At 65.1% G+C, this 12,050-nt stretch carries 17 protein-coding genes and 1 pseudogene; 6 read left to right on the top strand and 12 right to left on the bottom strand.

The annotated features are described in order from the left end of the window. The coding region (locus tag RMO81_RS10715; RefSeq protein WP_310475847.1) for a hypothetical protein at positions 1-333 on the top strand (333 nt) is incomplete at its 5' end. Between the two features lie 51 nt (positions 334-384). Here RMO81_RS10715 and RMO81_RS10710 read toward each other — a convergent pair. From RMO81_RS10710 to rpsF, 8 genes are all read right to left on the bottom strand, one after another. Next, on the bottom strand, positions 385-1,473 hold the full coding sequence (locus RMO81_RS10710) for an RluA family pseudouridine synthase (protein ID WP_310475846.1): 1,089 nt from the start codon (positions 1,471-1,473) through the stop codon (positions 385-387). Continuing rightward, positions 1,473-1,850, bottom strand: a complete 378-nt coding sequence (gene crcB / locus RMO81_RS10705; RefSeq protein ID WP_310475848.1) for a fluoride efflux transporter CrcB — start codon at positions 1,848-1,850, stop codon at positions 1,473-1,475. The genes RMO81_RS10710 and crcB overlap by 1 nt, the downstream gene beginning before the upstream one ends. Positions 1,851-1,890: 40 nt before the next feature. Next, on the bottom strand, positions 1,891-2,706 hold the full coding sequence (locus tag RMO81_RS10700) for a hypothetical protein (protein ID WP_310475845.1): 816 nt from the start codon (positions 2,704-2,706) through the stop codon (positions 1,891-1,893). Then, positions 2,703-4,025, bottom strand: coding sequence for a replication-associated recombination protein A (locus RMO81_RS10695; RefSeq protein ID WP_310475844.1), 1,323 nt, complete (start codon positions 4,023-4,025; stop codon positions 2,703-2,705). Before RMO81_RS10695 ends, RMO81_RS10700 begins: the two co-directional genes overlap by 4 nt. A 40-nt stretch (positions 4,026-4,065) precedes the next feature. After that, complete coding sequence (locus RMO81_RS10690; protein ID WP_310475843.1) at positions 4,066-4,335, bottom strand: DUF3297 family protein; 270 nt, start codon at positions 4,333-4,335, stop codon at positions 4,066-4,068. Between the two features lie 93 nt (positions 4,336-4,428). Continuing rightward, complete coding sequence (gene rplI, locus RMO81_RS10685; RefSeq protein ID WP_310475842.1) at positions 4,429-5,010, bottom strand: 50S ribosomal protein L9; 582 nt, start codon at positions 5,008-5,010, stop codon at positions 4,429-4,431. A gap of 13 nt (positions 5,011-5,023) precedes the next feature. Then, positions 5,024-5,248 (bottom strand): 30S ribosomal protein S18, encoded by a 225-nt coding sequence (rpsR, locus tag RMO81_RS10680; protein ID WP_017666871.1) that lies wholly within the window; start codon positions 5,246-5,248, stop codon positions 5,024-5,026. A gap of 12 nt (positions 5,249-5,260) precedes the next feature. Beyond that, positions 5,261-5,710: a 30S ribosomal protein S6 gene (gene rpsF / locus RMO81_RS10675; protein ID WP_310475841.1), complete on the bottom strand. Its 450-nt coding sequence runs from the start codon at positions 5,708-5,710 to the stop codon at positions 5,261-5,263. 155 nt (positions 5,711-5,865) lie between these two features. Between rpsF and RMO81_RS10670 the strand changes: the two genes are divergently transcribed. The 3 genes from RMO81_RS10670 (at position 5,866) to RMO81_RS10660 (ending at position 8,012) form a co-directional block, all read left to right on the top strand. After that, entirely contained in the window at positions 5,866-6,786 is a 921-nt protein-coding gene (locus RMO81_RS10670) for a hypothetical protein (RefSeq protein ID WP_310475840.1), read from the top strand. After that, positions 6,783-7,289, top strand: a complete 507-nt coding sequence (locus RMO81_RS10665; RefSeq protein ID WP_310475839.1) for a gluconokinase, GntK/IdnK-type — start codon at positions 6,783-6,785, stop codon at positions 7,287-7,289. Before RMO81_RS10670 ends, RMO81_RS10665 begins: the two co-directional genes overlap by 4 nt. Positions 7,290-7,361: 72 nt before the next feature. Then, the gene (locus RMO81_RS10660; RefSeq protein ID WP_310475837.1) at positions 7,362-8,012 is read left to right on the top strand and encodes a superoxide dismutase; all 651 of its coding nucleotides are present in this window, start codon (positions 7,362-7,364) and stop codon (positions 8,010-8,012) included. Positions 8,013-8,021: 9 nt separating this feature from the next. Here RMO81_RS10660 and RMO81_RS10655 read toward each other — a convergent pair whose 3' ends face one another. Genes RMO81_RS10655 through RMO81_RS10645 form a run of 3 tightly spaced genes read right to left on the bottom strand, consistent with a single transcriptional unit; the run spans position 8,022 to position 10,309 of the window. Further along, positions 8,022-8,405, bottom strand: a complete 384-nt coding sequence (locus RMO81_RS10655; protein ID WP_310475836.1) for a hypothetical protein — start codon at positions 8,403-8,405, stop codon at positions 8,022-8,024. Then, positions 8,395-8,766: a hypothetical protein gene (locus RMO81_RS10650; RefSeq protein WP_310475835.1), complete on the bottom strand. Its 372-nt coding sequence runs from the start codon at positions 8,764-8,766 to the stop codon at positions 8,395-8,397. The genes RMO81_RS10655 and RMO81_RS10650 overlap by 11 nt, the downstream gene beginning before the upstream one ends. Before the next feature lie 4 nt (positions 8,767-8,770). Next, entirely contained in the window at positions 8,771-10,309 is a 1,539-nt protein-coding gene (locus RMO81_RS10645; protein ID WP_310475834.1) for a 2-isopropylmalate synthase, read from the bottom strand. 222 nt (positions 10,310-10,531) lie between these two features. Here RMO81_RS10645 and RMO81_RS10640 point away from each other — a divergent pair, with 222 nt between their 5' ends. Together RMO81_RS10640 and RMO81_RS10635 are read left to right on the top strand one after the other, a co-directional pair. Continuing rightward, complete coding sequence (locus RMO81_RS10640; RefSeq protein WP_310475832.1) at positions 10,532-10,993, top strand: DUF2721 domain-containing protein; 462 nt, start codon at positions 10,532-10,534, stop codon at positions 10,991-10,993. Positions 10,994-11,124: 131 nt separating this feature from the next. Further along, a complete protein-coding gene (locus RMO81_RS10635; protein ID WP_310475831.1) occupies positions 11,125-11,832 on the top strand; it encodes a PEPxxWA-CTERM sorting domain-containing protein in 708 nt (235 codons plus the stop codon). 71 nt (positions 11,833-11,903) lie between these two features. Here RMO81_RS10635 and RMO81_RS10630 read toward each other — a convergent pair. Then, positions 11,904-12,050, bottom strand: a pseudogene (locus tag RMO81_RS10630) (ketol-acid reductoisomerase); the annotation flags it as partial.

The raw sequence follows: 12,050 nt of genomic DNA, 5'->3' as shown, positions 1-12,050 counted from the left end.
GAAAACGGCTTCACCAGCGACGCCGCCCGCACCGGGTTCGACGGCCGCACCGCCACCCGCTATTACGATCGCACCCGCACCGACAGCGGCTACACCGAAACCGGCAGCGTCACCCGCCCGAATGGTTCGACCTACAATCTGAACGGCAGCCGGGCGCGCACCGAAAACGGCTTCGCCCGTGATCGCGCCATCACCAATGCAGATGGCGGCACCGTTGCCAGCCGCAACGTGGTTGCCGCCCGGGTGAATGGCCAGAACACGCGCACCGTCACCAGCACTGGCCCGCAGCGTCTGCTGACGCGGCACGCCGGCCGCGCCGGCCGTCGCGGCTGAACGCCAGCTCCCGCTGATGCGAGAAGGGCCGGGCGCCATGCCCGGCCCTTTTCATTTCTTGCGCGGTGGCCGCTTGGGTTCCTCTATCGCGCCGCGTGACCGGCGCTCGCCGCGGCGGTTGCCGCTGGTGGCGCTGGAAAGCCGGCGCTTCTTCAACGGCGGCGGCGGCGGTTCCACAATCTCAATGTCGCCCAGCTTCAGATCAAAGCCCAGCATCTGCCAGCTTTCGACCATGTGCGGCGGCATATCGGCCTTTACGTCCAGCGTGCCGCCATCGGGCAACGCGATGATCAGCCGGCGGCTGTGCAGGTGCAATTTCCGGCTGATCCCGCCGGTGAGATAGGATTCCTTGCCGCCATATTTGCCGTCGCCCACCAGGCTGTGGCCAATGGCGGCAGCGTGGACGCGGATCTGGTGGGTACGGCCGGTCAGCGGCAAAAATTCCACCCAGCCCGCGCGGCCGGCGGCACGTTCGATGACGCGATAACGGGTTTTGGCCTTCAAACCGGTTTCGGTATCGACCTGCATCTTCTCGCCGCCGGTGCCCGGCTGCTTGCCGATGGCCACGTCGATGGTGCCGGCTGGAATCTTGGGCACCGCGATCGTCAGCGCCCAATATGATTTCTGCGCCTCGCGGCCCGCGAATTCCTTGCTGAAGAACGCCGCTGCCTTGGCGGTGCGGGCCAGCAGCAGCACGCCTGATGTATCCTTGTCCAGCCGGTGCACCAGCCGCGGCCGCGACGGCGCATCATATTGCAACGCATCCAGCATGGCATCGACGCTGGTCGGCTGCTTGGTGCCGCCCTGCGTCGCCAGCCCCGGCGGCTTGTTGATCACGATGGCGTGCGCATCCATGTGCAGCACCATGGCGCGCATATATTCGATCTGCGCTTCGCTCAGCGGTTCACGCGGTTTTTCGGTTGGGCGGGTGACGACTGGCACCGGCAGTTCCTCCGGCCAGGTCAGCGTCTGTCCGGCAACCACCCGGTCACCGGGGCCGGCCTTGGCACCGTTCAACCGCACCACGCCCGATTTCGACCAGCGCGAGACGATGTTGAAGCTGATGCCCTTGGTGTGGCGCTGGAACCAGCGGTCCAGGCGGATGCCGTCGTCATCCTCTTCGATGGTTGCAGTCGGCATCAGGCCATTCCTCGCATCAGCCACACGCCGGCCAGCACCGCCAGCACACTGCCGGCCACGCTGGACACCGCATAGGCCGCCGCCAGCGCAATTTCGGCGCGGGTGATCATGTTGTAAATTTCCAGGCTGAACGCCGAGAAGGTGGTGAAGCCGCCGAGCACGCCGACGCCCAAGAGCAGGCGCAATTCTTCGGCCCCTGTGCTCATCCGCGCCAGCCAACCGGCGAGCAACCCCATCAGGAAGCCGCCGACGATGTTGACCGCAAATGTCCCGAACGGGAAGCCCGGCCCCATCAGCACCATGGCCCAACGGCCAACGCCGTAGCGCAGCGCCGTGCCAAGCCCGCCGCCAAGGGCGACCAGCAGCAGATGGGGCATGGTTGGGTTCATCGCCACCCCCTTAACCTTCATGTCAGATTTAGGCCACCCCGAAGGTCCAACCTTCGGTGGCCGCGATGGCGGGCGTAAGTTCTGCCGGCTGCCACCAGTGCGACTGCTGCGCGATGGCGCGCAGGCCGGCGGCGGTGATGATGGCGTCACCAACATGATCGGGGAAGGTGGCCGGAAACGCCGCCGGCAAGGGCCGGCTGCCATGGCGGGCCAGCGCGGTGTTGAGGCTTTCCACATCACGCAACTTGCCGCGAAAGCCACCGAGCCGGGCAAAGGCCTGGGCATAGATTTCGAGGATGACCGGGCCAGACGCGGGCAGCGGATCAAACGGCCACACCGGCCATTGCAACTGGTGCAGCAGCCGCATCGCGGTGAGCGTTGCCTTGCCGACTTGTGACGCGCCCAGCAGCACAAAGTTGGAGGTCGGCACGCCCAGCCCGCTGGCCTTGTAGACGCGCTCTGTCACCCGCAAATGCGCGCGCAGCTGGCGCGGGCCGTCGGCCTTGCCCAGCCAGAAGGCGTCGCGGCGATGCGCGATAAAGCCATGCGCGCCCAGATCAGCCTCGGCCCGGCACACCTGCTCCACTTCGGCCCACAGCACGCGCGCCGACTGGCCGAACGGCGGCACTGCCGCAAAGCCGAAGCCCGCATCCATCCCCACCAGCAAATCGCCCGACAGGCCGCCCAGCCAGTCCAGCACGCCAGCGCGTGACCACACGCCCGACGGCGGCAACACCAGTTCGGGCGCCGCATCGCCGGCCTCGCACAGCGCCACCTGCACCGAAGGGTGGCGAACCCCCTTCGCGCCCGACCAGTCGATACCGACAAAGCGCGTGAATCTCATGATTCGCGTTGCGCCGCTCGCCGCACTTCTTCGCGTCGTCTGGCCCATTCGGCCAGTCGCTCGGCAATGCGTGCCTCGGTACCACGCGGCGACGGGGTGTAGAGCGTCTGTGCCGCCATGCCGTCGGGCCAGTAATCCTGCCCGGAAAAACCGTCGGGCGAATCATGGTCATAGGCATAGCCCTGGCCATAACCCAGTTCCTTCATCAGCCGCGTCGGTGCGTTGAGGATGTGGGCCGGCGGGGTGAGCGAGCCGGTGCTGGCCGCCAGTTTCTTCGCGGCTTTCTCCGCCACGTAAGCCGCGTTCGATTTGGGCGCGGTGGCGAGATAGAGGCAAGCGTGGACGATGGCGAGTTCGCCTTCCGGGCTGCCCAGAAAATCATAGGCATCCTTGGCATCCAGGCAGACCCGCAGCGCATTGCTGTCGGCCAGGCCAATATCCTCGCTGGCAAAACGCACCAGCCGGCGCAGCAGATAAAGCGGCTCCTCACCCGCCACCAGCATCCGCGCCAACCAATAGAGCGCGGCATCCGGATCAGAACCGCGCAGGCTTTTGTGCAGCGCCGAAATCAGCCCGTAGTGGCCCTCCCGATCCTTGTCATAAACCGGCATGCGGCGGTGCAAGAACGCCGCCAGATCGGCCGGCGTCATCGGCGGCACGTCGCCAAGCGCGAACAGGCTTTCGGCCTGGCCGAGCAGGAAGCGGCCATCGCCATCGGCCGACGCTATCAGCGCGGCGCGGGCCTCCTCCGTTACCGGCAGCGCCTTGCCTGCATGCGTTTCAGCGCGGGCCAGCAGATCGGCCAGCGCGGCTTCGTCCAGCCGCCGCACGATCAGCACGCGAGCGCGGGACAGAATCGCGGCGTTCAGTTCGAAACTGGGGTTCTCGGTGGTCGCGCCGACCAACGTGATGGTGCCATCCTCCATCGGGCCCAAGAAACCATCCTGCTGGGCGCGGTTGAAACGGTGGATTTCATCAACAAACAGCAGCGTGCGCTGGCCAGCCCGCGCCGCCTCACGCGCTTCGGCAAACAGCTTTTTCAAATCAGCCACGCCGGCAAACACGGCGGATATCGCCACAAAGCGCATCCCGCACGCCGCCGCGAGCAGGCGGGCGATCGTGGTCTTGCCGGTGCCGGGCGGGCCCCAGAAAATCAGGCTGGAAAGGCTGCCCGCTGCCACCATGCGGGTGATGGCGCCATCAGCGCCGGTAAGATGATCCTGCCCGACCACGTCAATCAGCGTCGTCGGCCGCAGTTGCTCTGCCAGCGGTGCGCCGGCGGGCGGGGTGGAATCGGGACTGATGAACAGATCGGCCATGGCTGCTTGTCGCGCTGCTATGGCCGGTTGCGCAAGGGGTTCAGCTCTTGAACCAGGCCTCGATGGTGCCGTTCAGCTTGATGGTGAGCGGATTGCCCTTGCGATCGAGGCTCTTGCCGGCCGCCACGCGGATCCAGCCTTCGGAAATGCAATATTCCTCCACATTGGTGCGCTCGACACCGTTGTAGCGGATGCCGATGCCGCGCCGCAGCAGATCCCAATCGTGAAACTCACTACGCGGGTTCACGCTCAGCCGATCCGGCGGGCTGTCGGTGGGCAGGGTTTCGGGCGTTTCGGGCGTATCAGTCATGGTGCGCTCCATAGGCGGGCGGGACGGCGCGAGCAAGAAAAAGGGGCCGCCAGCACCAGTGCCAGCGGCCCCCATATTTTCCGTGCGGCTGGATCAGCCTTCGACCGGCTCTTCGTCGGTCGGCAGCATGCCCGGCTCGGCGTTCGGATCAAAGGCTTCGGTGAAGCCGGCTTCCTCACGCTCATTGGTGGCCGCAATGTCGACGCCCTGCGCCTGCAGTTCGGCTTCTTCCGGCGAGCGAGCGATGTTGACCTTGACCAGCACCACGACTTCCGGGTGCAGCGCGACCTTCACGTCGTGCACGCCCAGGGTCTTGATAGGCTTGTCCAGCACGATCTGGCCCTTGATGGCCTTGTGGCCACCACGGGTCAGCGCTTCGGCCAGATCGCGCGCGGCGACCGAACCGTAAAGCTGGCCGGTGCCCGACGCGGCGCGGATCATCACGACGCTGGCGCCTTCGATGTCACGCGATTCGGCGCGCGCGATGTCGCGGCGCTTGGCGTTGTCGGCTTCGATGCGGGCGCGGTCGGTTTCAAACCGGGCCTTGTTGGCTTCCGTGGCGCGCAGAGCTTTGCCGCGCGGCAGGAGGAAGTTGCGGGCGAAACCCGGCTTCACATTGACGACATCGCCAATGGTGCCGAGCTTTTCCACGCGTTCAAGCAGGATGACATGCATTAGCCCAAGCTCCTCACTTCACCAGATAGGGCAGCAAGCCCAGGTGGCGGGCGCGCTTGATGGCCTTGGCCAGTTCGCGCTGCTTCTTGGCGGACACGGCGGTGATACGCGCCGGAACGATCTTGCCACGCTCAGAGACGAAGCCCTGCAACAGGCGCACGTCCTTGTAATCGATGGCGGGGGCATTCGGACCCGCGAAGGGGCACGACTTGCGGCGGCGGAAAAACGGACGTCCCATCTGATCCCTCCCTTAAGCGCGCGGTTCGCGGCGCGGGCGTTCGCCGCGATCACCCCGGGGGGCACCGCCGTCACGATCACCGCGACCTTCACGGTCACCACGGCCTTCACGACCGCCTTCGCGGCCACCTTCACGATCACCGCCACGGCGGGTCATCGCCGACGGCTCGGCCGCCAGCGCGTCAACGCGGATGGTCATGGAACGGATGATATCTTCGTTGAGGCCAACCTGGCGCTCCATTTCGGCCACGGCAGAAGCCGGAGCGTCGATGTTGAGCATGACATAATGGGCCTTGCGGTTCTTGGCGATGCGATAGGCCAGCGTGCGCAGGCCCCAATATTCGCTGCCTGCAACCTGGCCCTTGCCATCGGCCAGAACCTTGGTGAAGCCTTCCGTCAGCGTCTCAACCTGCGCAGTGGTCAGGTCCTGACGCGCCAGGAAGACATGCTCGTAAAACGGCATTTCTTGTCTCCTCGTGCCGATCGTTGACGGGGCCCAATGCCCACGCCCCTCCGGCTGGCGTCTTTCCCCGCGCGCAGCAAAGCTCCGCTCGGCGAAGCGGGGGCTATGGCCGATGCCGCACCCGATTGCAAGCGATTCCCCCCTGTGAGACAAGCATGACCATGCCCCCACTTGCTCTTGCTGTCTTGCTGCTGGCCGCAGCCCCGCCTGACGAATCGATCACGGTGGAAAACACTCGGCTGCGCGCTGATCAGGTGCGCAGCAGTGCCGGCACCTATGCCAAGGCCGGGCTGCCGCCGTTTCCGGATTTTGGCCAGTTTGCCCGCTGGAAAGGGCCGCCGTGCATCAGCGTGCTGGGCATTCCCGATCCCGCGTTGGCCGCCCGCGTCGCCGCACGCATTGCGGCGGCGGCCACCGATGCGGGCCTGGCAGCGGCCAAGCCGGGCTGCAAACCCAATCTCACCGTCGCCTTCACCGATGATGCGCGCGGGCTGGTTGCCAAGGTGAAATCCCGCAAACGTTCGGCGCTGCCGGCCTTCGATCCCCGGCTGTTCGCCGCGCTGGACAGCGCCACGCTGCCGGTGCGCTGGTGGCACGTGCTCGGCCCGGCCGGGTCAGGCGGCGGCGCGGGCGCGCCTGATTCCGGGGCGCTGGCCAGTGCCACGTCCAACGCCACGCAGCTGGGCAATGTGCTGCCCGCCGGCCCCGATGCGATCGGCACCAGCAGCTGGAACAGCAGCCTTGTCGATACCAATTTGTCGGTGTGGGCACGGGCCGGGGTGGCCGTGGTCGATGTCGGTCTGGCCACTGGCGTGTCGCTCGATGCGCTGGCCGATTATATCGCGCTGGTGATGATCGCGCCGATGCGGCTGCCGGTGCGCGATCCCGGCGTGCCCAGCGTGCTGACCCTGTTTCAACCCGGATCAACCGCCACCGGCCTGACCAGTTGGGACCGGGCGTTCATCAAGGGCCTGTATCGCATCCAGATGAACCGATCGGCCCAGCGCCAGCGCCAGCAATTGTTGAGCGCGATGACCCGCGAACTGGTGCCCGACGCCGCGTCGGATCAGCCGTGAGGCCCCTACTCGTCGTTGGCGGCGTCGCCGGTTGCGGCAAGACCACGCTGGCCGCGGCGCTGGCCCAGGCGCTGGGCCTCAATTTTCGCGACGGCGATGATCTGCACGCACCGGCCAACAAGGCGAAGATGGCCGCCGGCCAGCCGCTCACCGACGCAGACCGCGCACCATGGCTGGCGGCGTGTGCGGCGCAACTGGCGGAATGGGGCGATGCCGGCGGGATCATCAGCGCCTCGGCCTTGAAGCGCGCCTATCGCGACACGCTCTACGCCGGCCACGCGCACGTCACCTACATCCTGATCCGTATCACGCCGGAACTGGCCACCGCCCGCGCCGCCGCCCGGCCCGATCATTTCTGGCCGGCCAGCCTGACAGCCAGCCAGTTCGCCATATTGGAGGAGCCCGCCGCCGATGAGCCGGCGTTCAGCGTTGAGGCGCAGTGGCCAACGGCGCAACAGGTGGCCGCCGTGCAGGCGTTTCTGCGGCAGGGCGGCGCTGGGTGATTTCCGGCGCTGCTGCCGGCAGCTGACCGGGCGTACATAGCGCGATGCTCCGTTCCGGGGCCGGAGATTCCCATGTTTGTTCTTGCCCCGCTGCCTTATGCCCATGATGCGCTGGAGCCGGTGATTTCGGCGCGCACGCTGCACCATCATCACGAAAAACACCACGGCGGCTATGTGAAGGCGCTGAACGCCTTGCTCGACGCGGTGGAAATCGTGCCGGACACGCTGGAGGGCGTGATTGCCGCCGCCAGCAAATCCCGCAACCGGGTGCTGTTCAACAATGCCGCGCAAACCCGCAACCACGCCTTTTTCTGGGATGCCATGACCGCCGCGCCCGCGCCGCCAGCCGGCGATCTGGCCGCAGCGATCACGGCGCAGATGGGCGGCATGGCAGCGCTGAAGACCGAGTTTGTCGCCGCCGGCGTGGCGCAGTTCGGATCAGGCTGGGTGTGGCTGGTGTCCGATGCCGGCGGCGGCCTCGCCATCACGGTGAGCCATGATGCCCAGGATTGGCAGGGTGAAACGGCCTCCACCCCGCTCATCGTCTGCGATGTATGGGAACATGCCTATTATCTCGATCATCAAGAAGACCGGAAAGGCTTTCTGGAAGCCTGGTTCGATGCGCTGCCAAATTGGGAATTTGCCAGCCGGCAATATGCCGCCGCCCAAGGCCAAGGGCAAAAATGGAAGCACCCGGCCGCCGTGGCACTAACCGCGGCCTGAGCGCCAAAGTCAGGGGATTGCGTCAGTGGTTTGCGCGAGCCGCGTCTGCACGACCGCGATCAGGCCGGGCAGATCGGGGATGGCATTGAGATCGGCAGCGCTCACCAACTGGGTCAGCTGGCCGCCCGCTTCTACCGCGATCAGCGGCAGCGGCCAGTCGGCGGCCTGCGGAAAGGCGGCGCGAAAATCCGGGTGGTGGTGGAAGACCGTTTCCATGCCCAGCCCGCTCAGAAACCGCCGCCATTCGCCTCGCATGCTCACCAACCCGTAGGTGAGCGCGCACAATTTGCAGGGGTAGGTGGCGGGCGCGAACAGCTTGTGGATGCTGTCCATCGCGCCCGCCAACAGGCCGGCGTTGGCGTTGTAGACGATGACGAGGCGGCTAATCTTCACTAAGGTCAACGTCTCCGATTATTTTAAGCAGCAGTTCGCGAGCAGCGTCAGCCTGGTCCAAAACCTTCCTGCCCGCTGGGGTGATCTGAAACTGATCATGGCCAAGGCTGGCAACCAACCCTTTGGCTGTAAGGTTGGAGCGCCGGCTGTTTGAGATTAGGTTAGACACCGTGACCTCGAAGGCCCGCATCTCCTTACCGCTCGGGTACGAGATCAGGCGCAGGTCGTCCGGCGACAATTTTACATGCCTGCCGATCCAGTCCTTGATCTCGCGCATGCCCAATGGACGTGAAGCGCGCGATAGACATCGCAACACCTCGTCTTTGAGCAAATAAGCAGCAGTGCTGGCTTGCTCGGACACTCCGTCACCCCGCCGCGCTGAGCGCCGACTTGCCGCGCTTCACGATCAGTTTGTTGAGCGCGTTCACATAGGCCCGCGCCGACGCGACCAGCGTATCGGTGTGGGCGCCAGTGCCGCGCACGGTGCGGCCGTTTTCGGCCAGCACCACGCTCACTTCGGCCTGCGCGTCGGTGCCGGCGGTGACGGCGTGGACCTGATACAGGTTCAGGACGGCATCATCGTGCGGCACCAGCTTGCGGATGGCGTTGAACAGCGCATCGACCGGGCCATTGCCGCGGGTTGCTGCAGTCATCTCCTCGCCGTCGATGGAGAGGGTGAGGATGGCCCGCTGTGGGCCGTTGCTGCCGCAATAAACCTCGACCTCGGTCACCTGGATGCGGTCGTGGCCGCGCAGCACTTCATCGTCCACCAGCGCGATAATATCCTCGTCAAATACCTGCTTCTTGGCGTCGGCCAGATCCTTGAAGCGCTTGAAGGCATCGCCGAATTCATTGTCGGACAGGTCATAGCCCATTTCCGCGAGCTTCGACCGGAAGGCGGCGCGGCCCGAATGCTTGCCGAGCACGAGATTGGTCGCACCCTGGCCCACACTGTCGGGCGTCATGATCTCGTAGGTGGACGAGTCCTTCAGCATCCCATCCTGGTGGATGCCGCTTTCGTGCGCAAAGGCGTTGGCGCCCACGATGGCCTTGTTGGCCTGCACCGCCATGCCGGTCACACCGCTCACCAGCCGGCTGGCGCGGGTGATTTCGGTGCTGACGATGCGGGTTTGATAAGGCATCACATCGTGGCGCACCTTCAGCGCCATGGCGATTTCCTCGATGGCGGCATTGCCGGCGCGTTCGCCGATGCCGTTGATCGTGGCTTCCACCTGCCGCGCCCCGGCCATGATGGCGGAGAGCGTGTTGGCCACCGCCAGACCCAGATCATTGTGGCAATGGGTGGAGAAGATCGCCTGATCGGCATTGGGCACGCGGGTGATGACATCCCTGAACATGGCGCCATAGGTTTCCGGCGTCGCATAGCCCACGGTATCGGGCAGGTTGATGGTAGACGCGCCCGACAGAATCGCGGTTTCGACCGCCCGGCACAGATAGTCCGGATCAGACCGGGTGGCATCTTCGGCGGACCATTCGACATCGCCGCACAGATTGCGGGCGAGGCTGACGGAATGGCGGATCGCTTCCAGCACATCTTCCGGCGACTTGTTCAATTTCACCCGCATGTGCAGCGGTGACGTCGCGATAAAGGTGTGGATGCGCGGCTGTTTGGCGCCTTTCAGTGCGGCCCATGCGCGTTCAATGTCGGCGGCGCTGGCACGGGCCAGGCTGGCGACAATGGCGGTGTCGCACATGTTGGCGACGGCCTGCACGGCTTCGAAATCACCTTCGGAGGCGATGGCGAAACCGGCTTCGATAATGTCAACGCCCAGCGCTTCCAGTTGGGCTGCGACCTTCAGTTTTTCCTCGAGATTCATCGAACAGCCGGGGGATTGCTCCCCGTCGCGCAAGGTGGTGTCGAAAATACGGATATGGTTGGTCATGGCTCTGCCTGTCTGAACGCTGTGGTGGTGAGTGTCAGGTTCATCCCCTCAAGGCGCGTGGCCGAGGGAACATGCCCAGCAGCCAGCGTCACGCCCGAGGGCGTGTAAGTCGCAGAAGCAGCAGGGCCGATTGGAACGCCATAATTGCTTCTTAGCGTGAAGGAGGGCGGCCGCGCAAGATGCCGCCTTGCTCTTGCCGCCATATCACGGCTTGGTAGCGGCATGGATCAGATCTTTTCCGCTGCCGACATCGGATCGGCCATCCAGAGCGCGCTGGCACCGGTGTTCCTGCTGACCGCCATCGCCGGGCTGCTCAACGTCATGGTCCACCGCTTGTCGCGGGTGGTCGATCGGTCACGTCACCTCGAAGCCAACATGACCGACCTGACCACCGACAATCGCCGCATCGCCGTCAGCGATCTGGCCGTGTTGGCCAATCGCATGACTGCCGCCAACTGGGCGATCGCGCTGTGTACCATGGCGGCGCTGCTGGTGTGCCTGGTGGTGGCGCTGTTGTTCCTCGCGCAATTGCTCGGCGGCAGGCTCGATGTGGTGGTGGCGTGGATGTTCATCGCGGCCACGCTGCTGCTTACCGGCGGCCTGACGCTGTTCCTGTGGGAGGTGCAGCTGGCGCTGCGCAGCGTGCGGGTCAGAGCGGCGTTTCTGCTGGCAGAGCGGGCCTGAGTAGGCTGAATGAATAAGAGCCTAATAAATATTTAACTTTCGGCATTTTTCATTTGTGGCACCATCTCGGTGAGATTGGCGTGGTCCGACTCGTAGGGATGTGGGGCACCCAATCGATCAAGGAGGGCAAGATGTTGCGCAAACTTGTTATCACCGGGATCATCGGCGCGTGCGCCATGCCCGCCATGGCTGCCAATCTGCTGACCAACGGCGACTTCGAAAGTGGAAGTGTGGCAGGCTGGACACAGACGATTGCTGGAAACTCCAGCGGCACGTCCGGCGTCTACGCCAATGGTGCCAACGCCCCGTTTTCGGGCTTATCCACCACCGTGAACGCCAACGGCGGCAATTTCGTCTATCTCACCGGCCAAAACGGCCCGGGCGCGTATGAACTGCGCCAGGCTTTCACGCTGGCCAGCGCACAGACGGTGACGATCAAGTTTGATCACTTCGCCAACAATTACGGCGGAGCAGTGTTTTCCGGCAACGGCCTTGATCCGTTCGCCGGTCCGCCAGTGCAATTTGCGCTCGTCGATCTGATCGCTGCGTCCACCGGGGCCTTCGACACCGCCGGCCAGATCCAGAGCTTTTACAGCGGGGCCGATGGCGGCACCAATCCCAATCCGTGGACCAGCTACAGCTTCAATGTCAGTCTGGCTGCTGGCTCCTACGCGATCCGCTTCGCCCAGGCCGATAACCAACTGTTCTTCACCCAAGGCGTGGACAATGTCTTCGTTGGCGGCGCTGTGCCGGAACCGGCCAGCTGGGCGATGCTCATCGCCGGCTTCGGCCTGGTTGGCGCTGCTGCCCGCCGCCGTCGCGCGGTGGTCGCCGCCTGAACAACACGCTCCCATGAAAAGGGCCTGTCGGTGTGCACCGGCAGGCCCTTTTTTGTTGCCGATTCTGGCGCTTAGTTGCGGGCCTTGTCCACCAGCTGGTTCTTCGCGATCCACGGCATCATCGCCCGCAACCGCGAACCGACTTCCTCGATCGGGTGAGCCTTGGCCGCAATGCGGCTGGCCTTCAGCTCCGGCTGGCCGGCGCGGTTGTCGAGGAT

Source organism: Sandarakinorhabdus sp. (assembly GCF_031422795.1).
Classification (GTDB): Bacteria; Pseudomonadota; Alphaproteobacteria; order Sphingomonadales; family Sphingomonadaceae; genus Sandarakinorhabdus.
The sequence above is the reverse complement of the archived record's forward strand: the minus strand, read 5'-3'. Positions and strand labels throughout refer to the sequence as shown.